Source organism: Telluria sp. ZT3P25, assembly GCF_059685895.1.
Genome location: NZ_JCASIJ010000001.1, coordinates 2,327,346 through 2,346,120 on the forward strand (window position 1 = coordinate 2,327,346; position 18,775 = coordinate 2,346,120).

An 18,775-nucleotide genomic window follows, 5' to 3' on the forward strand; every position below is an offset into this window, starting at 1 on the left:
GCCCCCTGGCGGTAGGGCCAAACGGGCCTGTTAACGCCCGTCGCTGGCGCGGCCACCAAACTGCGCCGACACCTCGCGCTCGATGCGGATCAACAGCGCGCGCAGGCGCGCCGTCAATGCCCTTGCCTGCGCCGTGCCACCGGCGCGCAGCTCGCGCACCGGCTGCGCCTCCAGGTCTTCACAGATGGCGGCAAATGCGGTGGCGCCGACGGCGCGCGCTGCGGATTTGAGCTGGTGGGCCAGGCTCGCGGTGTGGGTCAGGTCGCCGCACAACAGTGCCGTGTCGATGCCGGCCAGGTTCTCGCGCGTGGTGTCCAGGAACAGGAACACGTATTTGCGCATCCGCTCGGGGTCGCCCCCGGCAGTGGCAGCCAGTAGCGCCAGGTCGAGCACCGCGCTGCCAGGGGCCATCGCCGCAGGCAAGTTGGCGGCGACATCCGACACGGGCGCCGTGGTGCGCCCCAGGCAGCGTGCGATGGTGGCGGCCAGCAGTTCCGGCACCACCGGCTTGGCAAGGAATTCGTTCATGCCCGCCGCCATGCAGCGCGCGCGGTCATCCACGCCGGCATTGGCCGTCATCGCCACCACCAGCGTGCCCGCCAGGCGCGGATCGCGCCGGATGCGGCGCGTCGCCTCGAGACCATCCATCACCGGCATCTGCACGTCCATCAGTACGCAGTCGAAGCGCGCCTGCGCCATTGCTGCCAGCGCCTCTTCGCCGTTGCCCGCGACGACCACGGCGGCGCCGGCCAGTTCGAGCAGCTCGCGCGCGACCTGCTGGTTAAACGGGTTGTCCTCGACCAGCAGTACCGCGCAGTCGTCCAGCCGCGCCTGGGCTGGCGCGGGCGCTGCGCCCAGGCCGGAGCTGGCGCCCGCGCCCACCCGCGCGCCGGCGCCATCATCCAGCGCCAGGCGCGCCGTGAACCAGAAGATGCTGCCCACGCCAGGGGTACTGGTCACGCCGACCTCGCCGCCCATCAGCTCGGCCAGCTGGCGGCTGATTGCCAGGCCCAGGCCGGTGCCGCCGTGCCGGCGTGTGGCCGACTGGTCGGCCTGCTGGAACGGCGCAAACAAGTGCTGCAGCGCGTTGGGCGTGATGCCGATGCCGCGGTCTTCGACTTCGAAGCGCACCAGGATTTCAGGACCAAACGCATGCGCCAGGCGCGCACGCATCGTGATGCGTCCTCGCTCGGCAAACTTGACCGCGTTGCCGGCAAAGTTGAGCAGCACCTGTTCGAGGCGCAGCGAATCGCCGCACAGGGGCCGCATCAGTTCGGGCGCGATCTCGATGTCGAAGCCCAGACCTTTGACGGCAGCCGCCGTGCTCAGTTGGGCTTCGACGTTGCGCATCAGGGCGTCCGGCATGAAGCGCTCGGTGGCCAGTTCGAGCATCCCGGCCTCGATCTTGGAAAAGTCGAGGATATCGTTGATGATGCCCAGCAGGTGCTGGCCCGAGTGATAGATCTTTTCGAGGTAATCGCGCTGGCGCGGGTCGGGCGCAGCCTGCAGCGCCAGGTGCGTCATGCCGATGATGCTGTTCATCGGCGTGCGGATTTCGTGGCTCATGTTGGACAGGAAGTCGCTCTTGGCCTTGCTGGCCGCGTCGGCGCGCGCCTTCAGGCGATGCAGTTCAGTGACGTCGGTCGACACGCACAGCACGGCGCGCTCTTCGTCGACCTGCAGCGGCACGCGCACGCTCCACAACTGGCGCGTGATGCCATCCGGGCCGGCCTGGGCGACTTGCGCACTGCTCTGGCGGTCGGCCCGCAGCACGGCGCGATCGAGCTCCCAGGCGGCGGCGGCCTGGCCCGCGTCCATGGCCTCGGTATCGGGCCGGCCAATCAGGTCGGTTGCCGGGCGTCCGAGGCGCGCCGCGCCCTTGGCATTGAGATAGCGGATGCGGCGCGCGCCGTCCTTCAGGTAGACCTCGGCGTCAAGATTGTCGAGCACCGTGTCGAGCAGCAGGCGCTGCTCGTCGGCGGCGCGGCGCGAGCGGTACTGCGACAGAAACAAGCCATACATCAGCAGCGTACCGACAAAGCCGGCGACCAGCGCGCCGAACGGCACGAAGCGGTCGACGCCCACCAGCATTTCTTCCCTGGGCGCCGAGAAGTGGGCTTTCCAGCCGTTGCCGACGTAATCCACGCCCAGCACCGACACGAAATGCAGCGCCGGATCGAGCGGGTTGCGGCGCACGTCCACACCATGCAGCAGGATGTCGCCCGCCGCCGGCGCACCTGGCCGGCCGGTGTAGCGGCGCCCGGTACCGTACAGGCTCACGCGCAGCGGCTGCGCCTCGAGCGAGACGAGCGCATTGCGCACCAGTTCCTGCACCGAAAAGAAAATGCCGAACGAGCCCAGATACGCGGCCCGGCGCTCGGCCACGCCCAGCGGTAGCACGCCCCCGATGTACACGGGCAGGCGCATGCCGAGGGCATTGTGCGGCACCGGGTCGGGCAGGAACACAGGCTGCCCCGAGGCGACCATCGTGCCGCTGTCGCGCGCCTGGGACAGCGCGCGCGCGACCAGCGGCCGGGACGCCATGTCGAAGCCGAGCCGCCGGGTGGGCTTGTCGGCCGGGTACTGGTATGTCACGACTTCGTACCACGGGCGGCGCCCGGCCGGGAAGATCTGGAAATCCGGGTAACCGCGCGCATCGACGCTGCGGTCGGCGCGCATGGCGGCGGTGAAGGCGGCGCGCTCGGCATCGGGCACGCGCGTGGCGAAGGTCAGCGCTTCGATCGCCGGATAATTATTGGGCAGGTCGAGCGCCGCTGCATAACGGTGGAACGAGGCGCGGTCGGGCACCGCACTGCCGCCGCCGGCTGCATGCAGTGCCGCCATCGCGCGCACGGCGCGGGCGTACGAGGCGATGGCGTTGTCAAGACGCTCCTGGGCGCCGCGCGCCAGATTGTCGAAGCGGCGCCGGGCGTCGGTCTCGACGGCGGCGCTGGCCACCGCATGCAGCAGCATGCCGATCGCCAGCGCCAGCAACACACCGCCGCCCCACAGCACGATGGGCCGGCCCACGCGCGCCGCGGCTAGTTCGATGGCGCGCGCGCCGCGCAAGGCTGATCGCTTCATGCTTCTTCTTTCGGGCGATGCATGCCCCGCTTGTTGGTAAGAGTCATTGTGAGTATATCGGTGCACCGGCGCGGCGCAGGCCCGTTCACCGCGCCGATGAGGCACGCAAGCAACACATCGCCGCTCACGCGGGCAACCCGTGGGGGCGACGGTTGCGCCGCATCGTCACGATACGAGTCGCGTCGCAAACAATGCGTCCCAGGTCGGCGCGATCTCGACGTACAGGGCCACGGCCTGCTCGATCCCGACCGTCTGCGGCGCGCCGATGCGCGTGATGACCACGCCGGCGCGGCGCAGCATGCGCTCGATCGCCGTGGTCGTGACGGTGATGTAGCGCTTCAGTCCAAGGTCGTGGGCGTCGTCGATGATGGCAGCAATCGACTCCATCGTCATCGCCGAAAAACCGTAGCCGGCCACGCCATCGGTTTCCAGCGCAAAGCGTGACAGCTCCCAGATCTGCGGGTCGCTCGGCGCGGCCTGCCCATCGAGCAGCTGGGGAAACGAATCCTTGAGCATGTACGGCCCTTCGGTGGGCAGCAGGCGCCAGCAGCCGCGCAGCGTGGCGTCGTCGCGCATCAGCATGTAGCGCGGCTCGAGGGCGTCGTAGCCATCGATCTCCATGCCCGACAGGATGGGCACTTCCCATCCGAGGCGCCCGCGAAATACCCGCGCGCGCAGCAGATGCATTTCGCACAATTCGTTCGATGGAATGGCGCGGCGTGGCGCGATCCTGATATGCATGCTCATTTACCCCTCCCCTTGAGTGACGTGCGGTCGATCAGAAAATGCACTGTGCATAGAACCGTCATGCAATTCGGGTAGCGTGGGTACTATCAGCTCTGATAGGTGGCGAGCAATGTCGGGGGTGCAATACTTTTGGGTATGCAGTTTCCGACGTACTGGCTTCACCTTCCTGAAAGGAATCATCATGGCAATCGAACTGATGTCCAACGCCCTGGCCGCCGACCACCACGCCAACCAGGTCATGCAGGCCGCTGGCGCCGTGCGCATGGCGCCGCATGAACTGCGCCGCCTGCGCATCACCAAGCGCGAGAGCCAGGAAAAGTTCTGGGGCCGCTTCGGCGTCACCCAGTCGAGCGGCTCCCGCTTCGAGACCGGCCTGGCTATCCCGACGCCCGTGTCGATCCTGCTGCGCATGTATGTCAACGGCAAGCTCAGCGATGGTGATCTTCAGGGGTAATCAAACCAAGGCCGATGGCCTTGACCACCGCCTGCTGGCGGGTGTTCACGTCGAACTTCTGACGCACATTCGCCAGGTGGAAGTTCACGGTCGCCTCGGAGCAGTTGGTAATGCGGGCAATCTCCCATGACGACTTGCCCGCCATGACCCACTGCAGCACTTCCAGTTCGCGTTTGGTCAGGCGCGGCGCACCGCCCCGCCCTTCTTCGGGCCGCACGCCCTCGTCGCGAAAGCGCTGCGACGAGGCAAACGCGTAATCGCGCACGAGCGCCAGCATCGGCAGCGCCTCCATCACGGCGCGCTGGGCGGCGATATCCGGCCGCGCATCGGATGCAAAACTGATCACCCCGAACTCGCCCTGCGGACCGTGCACCGGCAGCGTCACGCCACTGCGGATCCCGTGCGCGCTGGCTTCTTCGTACAAGCCCGCCTGCCGGGTGCCGGAAGCAAACAGCGCAGGCTCCCATACCATCGGCAACGTGCTCGTCAGGCAATGGGCAACCGTCGGATCCACGTAGGCAAAACCATTGCGGTCATAGCGCTCGCGCCAGTTATCCGCATAGTTACTGCGCAAAAAAGCTGACTCGAAACGCGCGTGGCGCGAACCGACCAGCCCGAACAGCACCTGATCGAACCCCAATGTCTGTGCGAGCTTGTACAGGGACGCGCTCCACTGGTTCGCGTCTCTGGCCTGCATCAACTCTAGTAGTAAAGCGGTATCAATCATGGGGTCGGAAAAATATGCAACAGCGCTATCCTAGTCCGTTCACCCCCCCTCAAAATCCTCGAAAATTAACAATCAAGATATTTACACGCAGCCATTTCATTGGTTGTCGTGTAATGACAACAACTATTTTCACATCCCCCGTCATGGTGAAATGATTTTCGCCAACGTGCGCCGCGTTAATTAAGGTAAATTTCGCTGTCTTGATTCGCTACTACCGCTTTGTTAGCAAAACATAATTTTGTGTCTTGACGTTGGTCAATGAAATACGTTGTCGCCATGGCACCACATCCCGCCATCCTGCGTCGTTCCGGCACACGCCATTTCTTGCGGTACGAGCCGTTGGACTGGACGGACGTGTCGGGCAAGATCGCCACGACATTGCGCTGCCTGTTGCCCCGGTCAACGATGCGCAGCATGGCAGAGGCGGTGTGTAAAATCGCCGCATGCACAACCGCTCTTTACCGTCCCCGCCTGGCGCCATGGGGGACACGACAACACGCGCCTGGGTCCGCATGCCATCGGGCCGGCGCCTCGATCTGCTGGACCCGACACCATTCGATTGGGACGACGCCGACCTGGCGCTCGGCCTGGCCCGCACCTACCGCTGGGGTGGCCACTCGGCCTGGCCATTGCCGCTGTCGGTCGCGCAGCATTCGATCAGCGTGATGCTGCTGCGGCGCGCGGCCACCCCGACGCTGTCGCCGCTCGACGAATTGCGCGAGCTGCTGCACGATGCCGAAGAAGGCTTGCTGGGATTCGATGCGATTTCGGTCATCAAGCCGTTTCTGGGCGATGCCTTTCGCGCACTGACCCAGCGCCTGGAACACGTGGTGTTCCTGCGCTATGGCTTGCCGGCCTGGGATGCAAAGTCGCACGCGGCGCACAAGAAGGCCGACCGGCTGGCTGCCGCCAGCGAAGCCGTCCATGTAGCAGGCTGGTCGGCCGACGAAGTCCGGCGCACGCTCAAGATCCGCGCGGCGATCCTGCCGGAAGACCCGCTGGCGCACTATTACGACTGCACGCCATGGGAACCGTGGCCGCCGAAGCTGGCCTGCGAACGCTTTTTGCAAGAGCTCGAGCGGCTCAAGGGGGCCGTCAGACAGGTGCCCTGACACCTGCCCCCTCGCCGCTGCGCGTTACGCCTTCGCGCGTGGCGTCAGTTCTTTTTCCAGGTACTTTTCCAGGCTTTCGAGCGAGCGGCCACGCGTTTCCGGCAGGCGCAGCGCAACGAAGATCAGCGAGCCGACATTGATGGCGGCGAACAGGAAGAACGTCGCACTGCCGAACTGGGCCAGCGCCAGCGGGAACAGCAAGGCCACGATCGCGTTGAAGATCCACTGGCATGCGACGGCGGTGCCGGTCAGCACGCCACGCAGGTGCATCGGGAACAGCTCGGACATCAACAGCCAGTACACCGGCGCGATCAGCATCTGCATGCACAGCAGGAAGCACAGGATGCAGGCCAGCGCGGCATAGCTGCGCGTGATGCCATCGGGCATCCACAGCAGCACGGCGCCCAGTGCGAACTGCATGACGACCACACCCGACAAGCCCGACAGCAACATCGAGCGGCGCCCATGCTTGCCGATCAGCCAGATACCGATGAAGGTGGCAATCACGGCCACCACGCCGTTACCGATGGTCGCGGTCAGCGCGGCATTCGTGCCCAGACCGGTCGATTGCAGGATGATCGGGGTGAAGTACATGAATGCGTTCACGCCCGTGAACTGGGCCATGAAGCCCAGGCCGATGCCCAGCCACAGCAACTTCTTGATCCACGGCGTGCCCATGACGGCCGACCAGCCGGCCTGCTCGTGCTCGATCTGGTTCAGCTTGGTCATTTCGGCCATCTCGCGCTCGATCTGCTCGTCGCTGGAACGGATCTGCTGCATCACGGCGCGTGCTTCTTCCATCCGGTTCTTGCTGGCCAGCCAGCGCGGCGATGGCGGCACGAACATCATGCCGACACCCAGCAGCAGCGCCGGCACGGCGGCGATGGCAAGCATGTAACGCCAGACATCCGGTGAATTCGCATAGTGCGCCAGCACCGCATTGAGCACATAGGCAATCAACTGACCGGTAACAATCATCAGTTCGTTTTGCGTGACCAGCCTCGCACGCCTGCTGGGGCCAGCCATTTCGGCGATGAACACCGGTACCGTGGACGACGCGCCACCGACCGCCAGGCCGAGCACGAAGCGCATGGCAACCATGACTTCGACCGATGGTGCCAACGTGGTGCCAAGCGCACCGATCATGAACACCAGCGCCAGCCAGATCAGCGTCATGCGGCGACCGAACCGGTCCGACAGTCTGCCTGCCATCAGCGAACCCACTGCGGCGCCGAACACCAGTGCGGACGTCACGACGCCTTCGGTCAGCGGTGTCAAGCCAAGGCCGCCACTTGACGGCGGCGCGCTCATGAACGGCAGCGCGCCGGAAATCACGCCGGTGTCATAGCCAAACGCCAGTGCGCCCATCGTCGCGACAATGGCGGTCTTGAAAACGAAGCGGCTTTCCTTGGTATCGGGTAGCGCCGGCGCGGCGGCCGGGGGAACTGCTGAAGACATACGGATCCTTTGTTGGAAATGGACGGCCTGGAAAAACCACGGATCCATTTCGTCACCGTCCGGACGACGGCGGAGATCGGCAACGCCATGAAGCGTTGCCGACATCGTTACATTACTTGGCAAAGGATAAAGGAAAGCATGCGCAGCGACTGTTCGATAGCAAACATATTAGTGAATCATGATCGCTAACAAAAAAACAACCGTGTTATCAAGAATGAATCGAGAACCAGCATCACGCGGAACATGCCCGAGAGCATCATAACGAGCTAAGCTGCTGATTTTGCTCAAGGTTTTACGCTATCCACAAGAATTGTGGATAACTGTGTGGACAAGCGCCTCTTGACAAGCCACAAGGCCAGAAGGGATGCGGGTTTCAACAAACTGCCCGTTCGACAGGCAAAAATTTGTTTGAATAAAATCAAGGACTTGCACATGCACCACATGTGGGCAGCAAGTTTATGTGCGGCGCACTCCTACAAAACCGTGACATGGGGGATAAGTTGCCAATTTGCGGCGATCAAACGTCATTTCCACGCACTGCGCGCCCGGTCGCGCACGAGCATGCGGACGCTGTCGGGCATCGGCGTGCGCAGCTCGCGCTTGTCGGCACTGAGCCAGGCGGATTCTTCGAAATGCTTGAGCATCACGGGCGTGACGAAGCGCGAGCGCGTCGCATACACGTGGCGATCGCCCATGCTCGATTGCTGCTTGATGAAGAAGCGGTTCGGCACGATCAGGTGCAGGTTCTCGCGGGCCCGTGTCATGGCCACATACAGCAGGCGCCGCTCTTCCTCGATATCGTCCTGATTACCGGTGGACATATCCGACGGGATGCAGCCGTCGACCACATTGAGCACGTGCACCGACTTCCACTCTTGCCCCTTGCTCGAGTGGATGGTCGACAGGACCACGTAATCGTCGTCGAGCAGTGGCGGGCCGGCGCGGTCGCTCGTCGCCTCGGGCGGGTCGAGCGTGATGTCGGCCAGGAAGCTTTCGCGGTTGGCATGGCCAGCCGACAGCGCGACCAGCTGGTCGAGGTCGAGCGCGCGCACCTGGAAATCGTCGTGCAGACGCTCGAGGTGCGGTGCATACCAGTCGCGCGCCAGCTCGAGGTCTTGCGGCCAGCTCAGGCCGGGCGTGCGCAGGCGCGCATACAGTGCGCAGAACGTTTGCCACTCGACGCTGCAGCGCGCCGGCACGGGAAACGCCGCCAGCGTGGCGGCGACATCGGTGCTCTCGCCCACCGCATCGAGCACGCGCGTGGCGGTGGCCTGACCGATTCCGGGAATCAGTTGCAGCACGCGAAAACCGGCCAGGCGGCCGCTCGGGTTCTGGGCAAACCGCAGCAGCGCCAGCAGATCCTTGATATGCGAAGCCTCGAGGAATTTCAGGCCGCCGAACTTGACGAACGGGACATTGCGCCGCATGAGTTCGAGTTCGAGCGCGGCGCTGTGGCTGGCCGCGCGAAACAGCACTGCCTGCGACTTGAGCGGCACGCCTTCTTCACGCTGCTCGAGGATGCGGCTGCAGACCCAGCGGGCTTGCTCGGCTTCGTCGGGAATCAGGACCAGCTGCGGCTTGATGGTCGATGCCTTGTCGGTCCAGAGTGTCTTGGCGTGGCGCTCGAGCGCGGCGCCGATGACGGCGTTGGACGCGTCCAGGATCGGCTGCGTCGAGCGGTAATTGCGCTCGAGCGTGATCAGGTGCGCCGGCTGCGTGAACTGGCCCGCGAAATCGAGGATGTTGCGCACGGTGGCGCCGCGAAAACTGTAGATGGACTGGGCGTCGTCGCCGACCACCATCACGCCCGTGCCGTCGGGCTTCATGCCGGTGATGATTGCGGCCTGCAGCCGGTTGGTGTCCTGGTACTCGTCGACCAGCACATGGTCGAACCAGCTGCCCAGCTCAAGCCCGAGTACCGGATCGGCCGCCATCTCGGCCCAGAACAGCAGCAGGTCGTCGTAGTCGAGCACGTTCTGCGCCTGCTTGGCATCGACATACGCACCGAACAGTGTCTTGAGCTGGACTTCCCATTCGCTGCACCATGGGAAATACGCCTGTAGAACCTGATCGAGCGGATCGCGGCTGTTGACCACGCGCGAATAGATCGACAGACAGGTGCCTTTCATGGGAAAGCGTTTTTCGGTGCGTGACAGGCCGATCTCGTGGCGCACCATGCCCATCAGGTCTTCGGCATCGCCCCGGTCGTGGATCGTGAACTGCGGATCGAGACCGATGCGCCCGGCAAATTCGCGCAGCAGGCGTGCGCCGATGCTGTGAAAGGTGCCGGCCCACGGCAGCGCCACCGGCGCCTGGGACTGCGCCGACCCGCCGCGACCGAGCAGGCGGTGCAGCACGCCACTGGCGCGCTGGCGCATTTCGCCCGCCGCGCGGCGCGAAAAGGTCAGCAGCAGGATCCGCTGCGGATCGGCGCCGGCCCCGATCAGGCGCGCCACGCGATGCGCCAGTGTATTGGTCTTGCCCGAGCCGGCGCCGGCAACGACCAGCAGCGGGCGCGGCGCATCCACGCCGATATCGTGCTCCACCGCAGCGCGCTGCGCCGGATTCAGGCTGGCGAACGGGTCTTCAATAGCGGGCGCGGCGGTGGCGGTAGTCATGGGCGGGCAGACGGAGAAAGCGATACTGTACATTTGTCCAGTATGGCACCGCAAGCGCTAAATCGCACGACGCTCACGCTTGCGCGCGCATGACATCAGGCCCGACCTGAAGTGCCTTCGGTAAGCCTTGGATAAATAAAACCTTTTCTGGATATCCACAAAGTCTGTGAATAACTATGTGGAAAAGCGGGGGCTTGACAGGCTGAACACGGCCTGCGGGGCGGCTTTCAACAATTTGCCTATTGGGAAGGCAATGACGGTGACAACTGCAAATTGATTGCAAACAAAGGCGGTCGCACGCTTGACAGCGCCATTGCTGCTGTGCCGATCACGCCAGCGTGCGGCGCCGTCCGGGTTCAAGCAAAACGCGCTCGATGACCTTCGGCCGGACACCGTTGGACTTCAGGTATTCGACTGCCGGCACGACGCCGAGCTCGCCCAACGTGGCAATGCCGCGCGTGACGACATCGCGCTGGCCGGCATCGGATCGCAGTTCGGATGCGCTGGCAACGCATGGATGGATGTCTTGCGTGTGCAGTAGGTTCATCGCTGATCTCCGGTGATGGTGGATGTGTCATGCACCACGATTATTGGCCAAGCAGAGGTAAAGTCAATGGCAAACCTGTATCAACACACGAATACATTGCTCGTGGTAAGCGAAAATACGGCGCAACAGCGATAATGGCGGGATGAGTCCTTCGCCCCTTCCCTCCCCGGACGCGCCGCCGGGCACGGCTGCCATCAGCCACCCCGCTCCCGCCTCATGCACCGACCTGTTCGTGTCATTCACACTCATTGCGCTACAGGGCTTCGGCGGCGTACTGGCCGTGATCCAGCGCGAACTGGTCGAACGCAAACGCTGGCTGACCAATGAAGAATTCATCGAAGAATGGTCGGTTGCGCAAATCCTGCCCGGGCCGAACGTGTGCAACCTGGCGATGGTGATCGGCCAGCGCCACTTCGGCCTGGCCGGCGCGATGAGTGCTCTGGGCGGCTTGCTGGCGGCGCCGCTGCTCGTAGTGCTGGCGCTGGCCCTGGTGTACGCCCGCTTCGCCGATGTACCGGCAGTCCAGGGCGCGCTGCGCGGCATGGCGGCCGTCGCCGCCGGACTGGTGGCAGCCACCGGCCTGAAGATGTCGGCCGCGCTGGGCAAGAACGTGCTGCCGCTCGTGGCCTGCGTGCTGATCGCCGCGATCAGCTTCGTGCTGCTGGCCTGGGTGCGGGTGCCGCTGGCGGCCGTCGTGTTCGGTCTGGGCGGTCTGGGCTGCGTACTGGCCTGGCGCAGGCTCAAGCCATGAGCGCGCCGCAGCTGGTATTTACCTGGCACGACTGGCTCAGCCTGTTTACGCACTTCCTGGCGCTGTCGATGATGTCGCTGGGCGGTGCAATCTCGACGACGTCCGAAATGCAGCGTTACCTGGTGGAGCGCCAGGGCTGGCTGACGCCGGCGCAGTTTGGCGACTCGGTCGCGCTGGCGCAGTCGTCCCCCGGCCCCAATGTGCTGTTCGTGGCCCTGCTGGGCTGGAACGTCGGCCTGAACAACGGCAGCACACTGGCCGCGCTCTGCGGTGTGGTCATCGCGATGGTTGGCATCATGCTGCCGTCGACAGTCTTCACTTATCAGGTGGCGCAATGGGCACAGCGCAATCGTGAACGACGGGCCGTGCGCGCCTTCAAGCAGGGCATGGCCCCGCTCGTCATTGCGATGCTGCTGTCGACCGCCTGGCTGCTGGCCACCGGCGGGGGCACCGATCCGGACCGGTGGCCACTGTGGCTGCTGTCGGTGGCAAGCTGCCTCGTCATCTGGCGCACCCGCCTGCATATATTGTGGATGCTAATGGCCGGCGCGTTGCTCGGCGCGATTGGATGGGTGTAGTTGGCATGCCGGCGCAGGACGCGGCATACTGGCCGCACCTTTCACTGCCCACCACATGACGATGTCCGAACTCCTGAACCAACACGCCTGCTTCGGCGGCGAACAGCGTTTTTACCAGCACGATTCCAGCGCCATCGGCTTGCCGATGAAGTTTTCTGTCTATCTGCCGCCCGAGGCCGCCGGCAAGAAACTGCCCGTGCTGTTCTATCTGGCAGGCCTGACCTGTACCGAAGAAACGTTCATGACCAAGGCAGGTGCCCAGCGCGTGGCGAGCGAGCTGGGCATCATCCTGGTGGCGCCCGATACCAGCCCGCGCGGCGCCAACGTGCCGGGCGAGACCGACAGCTGGGACTTTGGCGTCGGCGCCGGCTTCTACCTCGACGCGACCGAAGCGCCATGGTCGACGCATTACCGCATGCACAGCTATCTGCTCGAACTGCACGCACTGGTACTGGACCTGCTGCCGGCCGATCCGGCGCGCGTGGGCATTTTCGGCCACTCGATGGGCGGCCACGGCGCGCTGGTCATGGCGCTGCGTCACCCTGAACTGTTCCGCTCGGTATCGGCGTTTGCGCCGATTGCCGCGCCAAGCCGCTGCCCATGGGGCGTGAAGGCCTTCGGCGGCTACCTGGGCCCTGACGAAAGCACCTGGCAGCAATACGACGCCAGCGCACTGATGGCCAAGCAGGAGACGGCGCCCTTCCCGAACGGCATCCTGATTGACCAGGGGCTGGCCGACAAGTTCCTGCCCGAGCAGCTGCGGCCGGAAGCCTTCGAAGGCGCCTGCGCCCGCATCGGTCAGCCACTGACGCTGCGCCGCCAGCCGGGCTATGACCACGGTTATTATTTCGTCTCGACGTTCGTCGAAGACCATCTGCGTTTCCACGCCAGCCAGCTTGGCTGATACAAGGCGGCTTCAGCGCGGCTGAAGCCGTTTTCCGGCACTCCTGAAAAACGCCAGTTGCAGAAGTAGCATCGCTTATCAATGAATGCTGTCTGCTAACCGCAACAAACATGGCAAGTCATCCACCGATCATGCAGAAAGCGTGAATCGCGTTGTTCAATAAGTTTCTCGGCAGATACAATGCTTGCTCTAATGTCCATGTGCATTACGGGCCAGGCATGCGCCACGTCCTGTCGCCAGGATGGGGCCGATTCTCACCACGCCCCCCTGGCAACGTTCACGAGCTTCACACTTCGTTGAACCATTGCAGGTCCCCGTAATGCCCGTTCCCCCTCTTTCCGTCCGTAGAAACGTCAACAAACGATGAAACTCAGCTTCCGCACCAAACTTTACCTGCCACTCGTTCTCAGCTGGTTGTGCCTGTCAGCGATGGCCATTCTCCATGTCTACGAAAGCAGCGCCCAGCGCCTCGAAGAACGCAAGGTCGCATTGCGATTTGCGACCGATGTCGGCATGTCCACGATCAAGGAATACGCACAACTGGCATCAAGCGGCGCACTGACCGTCGCAGACGCGCAGCAACAAGCCCTGACGCGTCTCAAGTCCATGCGTTACGGGAAGGATGGCTATTACACGGTCGTCGATTCAGCCCCGAAAATGCTGATGCACCCGGTCAAGGCGGAGCTGATCGGCAAGGACCTGAGCGACTTCAAGGATACCAACGGCACCTACTTGTACCGCAACGTGGCGGCCATTGCCAAAGCCAGCGGAGAAGGCTGGGTTGAATACGTCTGGCCCAAGCCAGGCAACCCGGACCAGCAGCAGGTGTTCCCGAAAGGCGCCTATGTGCTCACCTACAAGCCGTGGGACTGGACCTTCATGACGGGTCTCTACATGGATGACCTGCATGACGCGTTCGTTGGCGACTTGTGGCGCGCCGTCGCTTTTCTCGCGATTTGCGGTGTGATCCTGAGCACGATTGTGTTGCTGGTGCTGCGTAATATCACACGCTCGATCCGCCAGGCGGTCAGTGCAGCGGACGCCGTGGCCGGCGGCGACCTGACCCATCACATCACGATCGAAGGCAAGGACGAGATCGCGCAACTGATGTCGTCGCTTGACAGAATGCAGCAAGGCCTTGCCAACGTCGTGAGCGAAGTACGCCAGGGCACGGACGCCATCGCCGCCGCTTCATCGCAGATCGCGCAGGGCAATCTGGATCTGTCGGCGCGTACCGAGCAGCAGGTCGCTTCGCTCGACAAGACCACCGCATCGATGGAAACGCTGGCCGGCACGGTACGCGAGAATGGCGAGTATGCGCGCCAGGCCAACACGCTGGCGCTGTCGGCGTCCGATGTGGCAACCCACGGCGGCACGATTGTTTCTCAAGTTGTCACGACGATGGCGTCGATCAATGCTTCATCGACCAAGATCGTCGACATCATCAGCGTCATCGATGGCATCGCCTTCCAGACCAATATCCTGGCACTGAACGCTGCCGTCGAAGCAGCGCGGGCGGGTGAGCAGGGTCGCGGCTTTGCCGTCGTGGCCGCTGAAGTGCGCAACCTGGCCCAGCGCTCGGCTGCAGCGGCCAGGGACGTCAAGACGCTGATCAGCGACTCGGTTGCGACGGTCGAAGCAGGCAGCAAACTGGTCGGCGAAGCGGGCAGCACGATGGATGACATCGTCGCAAGCGTCAAGCGCGTGACGGATATCATCGGAGAAATCGCGGATGCCGGGCAAGCGCAGCAGGTGGAGCTGAAACAGATCAACGACACCATTCTCGACATGGACAGCACGATGCAGCAAAACGCAGCGCTGGTCGAGGAAGCGGCATCGGCGTCCGCGTCGCTGCACACGCAGGCACATAACCTGACCGGTGCAGTCAGCCTGTTCAAGCTGACAGCAGGCCAACTTCACCCGGGCACGGCGCCTCGCCTTGCATTGACGTCACGCGCCGAGAACTGATCGTCGGCCACGGTCACCGCCCTGCACCTGTGCACAGCGGTGACTGCACATCAGCACCCCGTCACTTCGCCGGCGGCTTGCGCAGCACGAACCGATAGCGTTCGCCATGCGCCAGGAAGGTGACGCGGTCACCCCACCCTGCCGCCTTGACCTCGCGCGCGAAATCGGCGAGTGGCGACTTGAAGACGTCGTAGTCGTTGTAGTGGATGGGGATGGCATGGCGCGGCTGCACGATCTGCAGCAACTGGACGCCGTCCTGTGCGTCCATCGTCACCTTGAACACGCCCAGGATGCGGGTCCCGCCAAGATGCAGCAAGGCCAGGTCGATGCCGGGGAAACGCTGCGGAATGTCCTTGAGATCGTCATGGATCAGCGTATCGCCGGTCACGTACATCCGGTAATCCGGTTGCGCGGGGTCGGCGCCGAAGTCATACACCGCCCCCATGACGCTCGGCAGCAGCGCTTGCGCGCCGAGCTTGCCATGCCTGCCCGGCGCTGACGTGATCCGCACGCGCGTGGCGCCTTTCTCGACGTCGAGCCGGTCCCAGTGCGCCAGGCCGATCGTGCGCACGAAGCCCAGGTTCTTGAGCGCCTTGGCCGCGCCGGGCGTCGTCACAATCGGGATATTCTTGTCGAGCTTTTCCTGCACCCGCTTGTCGAAATGGTCTTCGTGCATGTGCGACAGCACCACCAGATCGATGGGCGGCAAATCCTCGAGCGCGATCGCGGGGTTGGTCAGGCGCTTGGACGTCAGGCCATAGCCAAGGTGGACGTGCTCGCCCTTGTGCAGGAAATTCGGATCGGTCAGGATCGTCAGGCCCCGGTAGCGGATCAGCACCGTCGCCGTGCCGATAAACTGGACGCCGTCCTCCTCGGCGACCGGCGCGGCGGAGGCGGCCGGCAGCGTCAGGGAATAGCCGGCCCCGGTGGCCGGCAGCGCCGTCGGCTGCTGCCCCCCGGCATGCGCGGCGACCGGCGCCATTGCCGGCGCCACGGCCAGCGCCACCATCGTCAACAGGCTGCCCGCGCGCTTCGTCCAGTAGTTCATCATTGCCTTCCTTCACAGGCTACGTTGCGAATTGACCTACAGGGTGCGCCTGAGCGTCGTCACTTGCATCTCGTCGGTCGGCGTCATCATGTCCACCACGCGGCAGTCGCCGCACATCTTGAGGCGATCCAGATTGCCCGTGAAGGCAGGATGCGCCGCAAGCCGGCCCAGCATGTTCTCGACCATGTGCAGCGTGCCGAAGGCCTTGCTGCAGCGGATGCAGTGAAACGGCTGCGACTCGTTGATGACCACCGCCTGCATGCGCTCCGGCGCGAACGACATGCGCGGCGCCAGCGTGATTGCATTCTCGGGACAGGTATTGGCGCACAGCCCGCACTGGACACAGTTCTTCTCGATGAAGCGCAGTTGCGGCGTGCCCTGCCCGTCCTGCAACGCCGCGGACGGACACACGCCCACGCACGACATGCACAGGCTGCACGCCTTGCGGTCGAGCGCCAGCGCGCCGAACGGTGCGCCTGCCGGCAGGCCGATATGCTGCGGCTGCAGCGGCGCGTGCCGGTGAAGGTGGTCGAGCGCGTAATCGAGCGTGGTGCGCTTTTCCGGTGACAGGTGGAACAGGGCCGGCGCGCTTGGTGCATCGCCGCGCGGCGCATGCCGCAGCGCCAGCGCAAGCTCCTGCGCCGTGTCGCCGTTTGCGGCGTCGACACGGATCAGCTGGAAATGCGGCCCGGCGTAACCCAGGCCATCCAGTACGGTCTGGGCGATCTGCATCTGCTGGCTCAAGGCCTCGACGTACTGCGGCGCCTCGTCGCCCGTACAGAGGATCGAGATCCCGGCCGCGCCATAGGCCAGCGCGGCCAGCCAGACGTCGATGCCGGTCGAAGCCACGTGGTGCAGCGGGTACGTGAGCACCCGGCCCGGGATTGCATCGCCCAGCCCATCGAGCGCGGCCTGGCCCGATGCATCGTGCAGTAACAGGACCGGTTGCGCGCCGCCGGCATCGGTATACGCGCGCAGCAGCGCCTGGATCTGCTTGCCGGTTGCCGGCACCGGTGGATACGCGTAGCGCATCGCGCCGGTTGGGCACACGGTCCCGCAGGCGCCGCAGCCGGCGCACAGGTAAGGGTTGACCCGGACCTTGTCGCCAGCACTGACGATGGCGCGCGCCGAGCAGATGTCGACGCAGGCGCTGCAGGCCTTGATGCCGTTGCGCCCGTGCGCGCAGATGCGCTCCTTGTAGCTGAAGTAGGTCGGTTTCTCGAAGTCGCCCACCATCTCGAGCAGTGTCTCGACGGCAGCCAGGCGCGCCGAACCATCCGGCCCCGGCGCCTGGTAGCCGTGCGGCCGCTGGTGGCTGTCGATCAGGCGCACCGGGCACAAATCGAGCACGAGATCGAACCTGCCCTCGCCCACCGGCTGGCCCGGCGCCTGCCAGCGCGCCTCGAATGCGCCCAGCCAGCCGGCCAGCGCCACCGTGCGCGCGGCGTGCACCGGAAATAGACGCGCCACGCCATCGGGTTCATCGAGCAGCAGGACGGTGACCGGCAGCGCCATCGCCAGGCGTTCGGCCAGTGGCAATGCATCGCGGGCGGCGCCGACCACGAGGATGCGGCCCGTCGAGCGGTATTCGACCGTGGCGACCGGTTCGACGTCGGGAAACGCGTGTAGTACCTGCAGCGCGGCGCGGCGCGCCAGCGCGTCATGCTGTTGCTGGACAGGGGCGACGGGCGTACCGTCGCTGAGTCGAATTGTCATCTCGTTCCTTGTGGTGATGCAGGTGCACCTTGCGGCATGTCGGCAAGCTGTACGGGCATGGGCGCGGGCACGGCATCGGCTTCAGCAGCCTGGTGCATGCCGGCGTCCATCGCTGCAGACGATGGCGCAGGCGCCTCGTCGTGTACGGCAAGCGTGTCATCTGGCGGTGTATCGGGGCCTGCGGCCTCATCCGGCTCATCGTTCTTCCCGAACAGGCGGTCGAGCACATTGGGAGCATGCTTGAGCGAAGCGAGCATCGCGTCGGTAAGCGGCGAAGCCTTGGTGTAATCGCTGATATAAATATCCAGGCCGTCCATGACGGCGAAGTTCGGGTCGGCAAACAGTTTTTTGAGTGCCAGGCGCCGCACGGCCGGGTCGACGCCGCCAGCGACGAACGCGGCGTAATCCGACTCGGGCGTGAGAAGTGCCACGTCTTCCAGCGTCGGCGCCGGCCGTTCGGCCGCACCGGCCGGCGCCGCAGAGGGGTGCTGAACCGACTGCGACGCAGGCGGAACAGCGGCGGCCTGGGGCTGCGGCGCATCGACAGGCACCGGCTCGGGGTGCGCTTTCAGGCGCGCCCAGCGGCGCAAAAAGCCTTCTTCGGGCATCGGGGTATCGCTCATCCGTGCTGCCGGCCCTTGCGCGGGCGCGGCGTGAAGTTGTCACGCAGGTAGCTGGCCACCCACTGATAGATCTCGGCCGGCATGGTCACGCCGTCGGCGTCCTCGCCCGAATCGAACATGCGCGTGCCTTCGACATAGCTGACAGAGGCGCGCGCCGGCATGGCGCGCCCGTCCACCATGCGCCACAGCACGAACACCTTCGAGTCGGGCGCCATGATGTTTTCGTAATAGCCTTCGTTTTCGTCGGTGTAGAGTTCGAGCTCGATCCCCGACACCAGGTAATAGTCGCGCTCGGCACTTTCGCTGAGCATCTGCAACGCGGCCAGGCCGCCGCGGTCGGGCACCACGCCGACGGCGCTCCAGCTGTCCATCGCGCCCCATTTGTGCATCACGGCGCGGCGTTGCATGATGAATGCAACGGGCATGCTTCCCATTTTCAT

General features: G+C 64.6%; 17 protein-coding genes. 6 read left to right on the forward strand and 11 right to left on the reverse strand.

Annotated elements, in window-relative coordinates; translation table 11 throughout:
* Window positions 1–30: 30 nt before the first annotated feature.
* Together AC56LY_RS10405 and AC56LY_RS10410 are read right to left on the reverse strand one after the other, a co-directional pair.
* Window positions 31–3,084: a CHASE domain-containing protein gene (locus AC56LY_RS10405; protein ID WP_499579034.1), complete on the reverse strand. Its 3,054-nt coding sequence runs from the start codon at window positions 3,082–3,084 to the stop codon at window positions 31–33.
* Between the two features lie 165 nt (window positions 3,085–3,249).
* The gene (locus AC56LY_RS10410) at window positions 3,250–3,831 is read right to left on the reverse strand and encodes an acyl-homoserine-lactone synthase (RefSeq protein WP_499579037.1); all 582 of its coding nucleotides are present in this window, start codon (window positions 3,829–3,831) and stop codon (window positions 3,250–3,252) included.
* 238 nt (window positions 3,832–4,069) lie between these two features.
* Here AC56LY_RS10410 and AC56LY_RS10415 point away from each other — a divergent pair, with 238 nt between their 5' ends.
* On the forward strand, window positions 4,070–4,285 hold the full coding sequence (locus AC56LY_RS10415) for a helix-turn-helix domain-containing protein (protein WP_332530918.1): 216 nt from the start codon (window positions 4,070–4,072) through the stop codon (window positions 4,283–4,285).
* On the opposite strand, the gene AC56LY_RS10420 is transcribed toward AC56LY_RS10415, so the two are convergent.
* A complete protein-coding gene (locus AC56LY_RS10420; RefSeq protein WP_499579040.1) occupies window positions 4,260–5,012 on the reverse strand; it encodes a helix-turn-helix transcriptional regulator in 753 nt (250 codons plus the stop codon). The genes AC56LY_RS10415 and AC56LY_RS10420 overlap by 26 nt on opposite strands.
* A gap of 176 nt (window positions 5,013–5,188) precedes the next feature.
* Window positions 5,189–5,428 carry a hypothetical protein gene (locus AC56LY_RS10425; RefSeq protein WP_499579043.1) on the reverse strand — a complete coding sequence of 80 codons (240 nt, stop codon included), beginning with the start codon at window positions 5,426–5,428 and terminating at the stop codon, window positions 5,189–5,191.
* A gap of 63 nt (window positions 5,429–5,491) precedes the next feature.
* On the opposite strand from AC56LY_RS10425, the gene AC56LY_RS10430 reads away from it, so the two are divergent.
* Window positions 5,492–6,124, forward strand: coding sequence for a phosphohydrolase (locus tag AC56LY_RS10430; protein WP_499579046.1), 633 nt, complete (start codon window positions 5,492–5,494; stop codon window positions 6,122–6,124).
* 24 nt (window positions 6,125–6,148) lie between these two features.
* Here AC56LY_RS10430 and AC56LY_RS10435 read toward each other — a convergent pair whose 3' ends face one another.
* The 3 genes from AC56LY_RS10435 to AC56LY_RS10445 all read right to left on the reverse strand — a co-directional run bounded on the left by AC56LY_RS10435 (window position 6,149) and on the right by AC56LY_RS10445 (window position 10,747).
* Window positions 6,149–7,582, reverse strand: a complete 1,434-nt coding sequence (locus AC56LY_RS10435; RefSeq protein ID WP_499579049.1) for a sugar porter family MFS transporter — start codon at window positions 7,580–7,582, stop codon at window positions 6,149–6,151.
* Window positions 7,583–8,106: 524 nt separating this feature from the next.
* Complete coding sequence (locus AC56LY_RS10440; RefSeq protein WP_499579051.1) at window positions 8,107–10,200, reverse strand: ATP-dependent helicase; 2,094 nt, start codon at window positions 10,198–10,200, stop codon at window positions 8,107–8,109.
* Window positions 10,201–10,528: 328 nt separating this feature from the next.
* On the reverse strand, window positions 10,529–10,747 hold the full coding sequence (locus AC56LY_RS10445) for a hypothetical protein (protein ID WP_499579053.1): 219 nt from the start codon (window positions 10,745–10,747) through the stop codon (window positions 10,529–10,531).
* Between the two features lie 142 nt (window positions 10,748–10,889).
* Here AC56LY_RS10445 and AC56LY_RS10450 point away from each other — a divergent pair, with 142 nt between their 5' ends.
* The 4 genes from AC56LY_RS10450 to AC56LY_RS10465 all read left to right on the forward strand — a co-directional run bounded on the left by AC56LY_RS10450 (window position 10,890) and on the right by AC56LY_RS10465 (window position 14,948).
* A complete protein-coding gene (locus tag AC56LY_RS10450; RefSeq protein ID WP_499579055.1) occupies window positions 10,890–11,498 on the forward strand; it encodes a chromate transporter in 609 nt (202 codons plus the stop codon).
* Complete coding sequence (locus AC56LY_RS10455; RefSeq protein ID WP_499579057.1) at window positions 11,495–12,076, forward strand: chromate transporter; 582 nt, start codon at window positions 11,495–11,497, stop codon at window positions 12,074–12,076. The genes AC56LY_RS10450 and AC56LY_RS10455 overlap by 4 nt, the downstream gene beginning before the upstream one ends.
* A gap of 61 nt (window positions 12,077–12,137) precedes the next feature.
* Window positions 12,138–12,980, forward strand: a complete 843-nt coding sequence (gene fghA, locus AC56LY_RS10460; protein ID WP_499579058.1) for an S-formylglutathione hydrolase — start codon at window positions 12,138–12,140, stop codon at window positions 12,978–12,980.
* A gap of 363 nt (window positions 12,981–13,343) precedes the next feature.
* Window positions 13,344–14,948: a methyl-accepting chemotaxis protein gene (locus tag AC56LY_RS10465; RefSeq protein WP_499579061.1), complete on the forward strand. Its 1,605-nt coding sequence runs from the start codon at window positions 13,344–13,346 to the stop codon at window positions 14,946–14,948.
* A gap of 61 nt (window positions 14,949–15,009) precedes the next feature.
* On the opposite strand, the gene AC56LY_RS10470 is transcribed toward AC56LY_RS10465, so the two are convergent.
* Genes AC56LY_RS10470 through AC56LY_RS10485 form a run of 4 tightly spaced genes read right to left on the reverse strand, consistent with a single transcriptional unit; the run spans window position 15,010 to window position 18,775 of the window.
* Window positions 15,010–15,999, reverse strand: a complete 990-nt coding sequence (locus AC56LY_RS10470) for an MBL fold metallo-hydrolase (protein WP_499579063.1) — start codon at window positions 15,997–15,999, stop codon at window positions 15,010–15,012.
* Window positions 16,000–16,032: 33 nt separating this feature from the next.
* The gene (locus AC56LY_RS10475) at window positions 16,033–17,712 is read right to left on the reverse strand and encodes a 4Fe-4S binding protein (RefSeq protein WP_499579064.1); all 1,680 of its coding nucleotides are present in this window, start codon (window positions 17,710–17,712) and stop codon (window positions 16,033–16,035) included.
* Window positions 17,709–18,335: a DUF3306 domain-containing protein gene (locus AC56LY_RS10480; RefSeq protein WP_499579066.1), complete on the reverse strand. Its 627-nt coding sequence runs from the start codon at window positions 18,333–18,335 to the stop codon at window positions 17,709–17,711. The genes AC56LY_RS10475 and AC56LY_RS10480 overlap by 4 nt, the downstream gene beginning before the upstream one ends.
* Window positions 18,332–18,775, reverse strand: a complete 444-nt coding sequence (locus AC56LY_RS10485) for a DUF3305 domain-containing protein (RefSeq protein WP_499579068.1) — start codon at window positions 18,773–18,775, stop codon at window positions 18,332–18,334. The genes AC56LY_RS10480 and AC56LY_RS10485 overlap by 4 nt, the downstream gene beginning before the upstream one ends.

What these genes read in the sequence shown, in the direction of transcription:
- AC56LY_RS10435 (WP_499579049.1), bottom strand. Translation starts at nt 7,582, where the DNA reads ATGTCTTCAGCAGTTCCCCCGGCCGCCGCGCCGGCGCTACCCGATACC.
- AC56LY_RS10455 (WP_499579057.1), top strand. Translation starts at nt 11,495, where the DNA reads ATGAGCGCGCCGCAGCTGGTATTTACCTGGCACGACTGGCTCAGCCTG.
- AC56LY_RS10410 (WP_499579037.1), bottom strand. Translation starts at nt 3,831, where the DNA reads ATGAGCATGCATATCAGGATCGCGCCACGCCGCGCCATTCCATCGAAC.
- AC56LY_RS10405 (WP_499579034.1), bottom strand. Translation starts at nt 3,084, where the DNA reads ATGAAGCGATCAGCCTTGCGCGGCGCGCGCGCCATCGAACTAGCCGCG.
- AC56LY_RS10485 (WP_499579068.1), bottom strand. Translation starts at nt 18,775, where the DNA reads ATGAAAATGGGAAGCATGCCCGTTGCATTCATCATGCAACGCCGCGCC.
- AC56LY_RS10430 (WP_499579046.1), top strand. Translation starts at nt 5,492, where the DNA reads ATGGGGGACACGACAACACGCGCCTGGGTCCGCATGCCATCGGGCCGG.
- AC56LY_RS10415 (WP_332530918.1), top strand. Translation starts at nt 4,070, where the DNA reads ATGCAGGCCGCTGGCGCCGTGCGCATGGCGCCGCATGAACTGCGCCGC.
- fghA (WP_499579058.1), top strand. Translation starts at nt 12,138, where the DNA reads ATGTCCGAACTCCTGAACCAACACGCCTGCTTCGGCGGCGAACAGCGT.
- AC56LY_RS10450 (WP_499579055.1), top strand. Translation starts at nt 10,890, where the DNA reads ATGAGTCCTTCGCCCCTTCCCTCCCCGGACGCGCCGCCGGGCACGGCT.
- AC56LY_RS10480 (WP_499579066.1), bottom strand. Translation starts at nt 18,335, where the DNA reads ATGAGCGATACCCCGATGCCCGAAGAAGGCTTTTTGCGCCGCTGGGCG.
- AC56LY_RS10440 (WP_499579051.1), bottom strand. Translation starts at nt 10,200, where the DNA reads ATGACTACCGCCACCGCCGCGCCCGCTATTGAAGACCCGTTCGCCAGC.
- AC56LY_RS10445 (WP_499579053.1), bottom strand. Translation starts at nt 10,747, where the DNA reads ATGAACCTACTGCACACGCAAGACATCCATCCATGCGTTGCCAGCGCA.
- AC56LY_RS10475 (WP_499579064.1), bottom strand. Translation starts at nt 17,712, where the DNA reads ATGACAATTCGACTCAGCGACGGTACGCCCGTCGCCCCTGTCCAGCAA.
- AC56LY_RS10465 (WP_499579061.1), top strand. Translation starts at nt 13,344, where the DNA reads ATGAAACTCAGCTTCCGCACCAAACTTTACCTGCCACTCGTTCTCAGC.
- AC56LY_RS10470 (WP_499579063.1), bottom strand. Translation starts at nt 15,999, where the DNA reads ATGATGAACTACTGGACGAAGCGCGCGGGCAGCCTGTTGACGATGGTG.
- AC56LY_RS10420 (WP_499579040.1), bottom strand. Translation starts at nt 5,012, where the DNA reads ATGATTGATACCGCTTTACTACTAGAGTTGATGCAGGCCAGAGACGCG.
- AC56LY_RS10425 (WP_499579043.1), bottom strand. Translation starts at nt 5,428, where the DNA reads ATGCTGCGCATCGTTGACCGGGGCAACAGGCAGCGCAATGTCGTGGCG.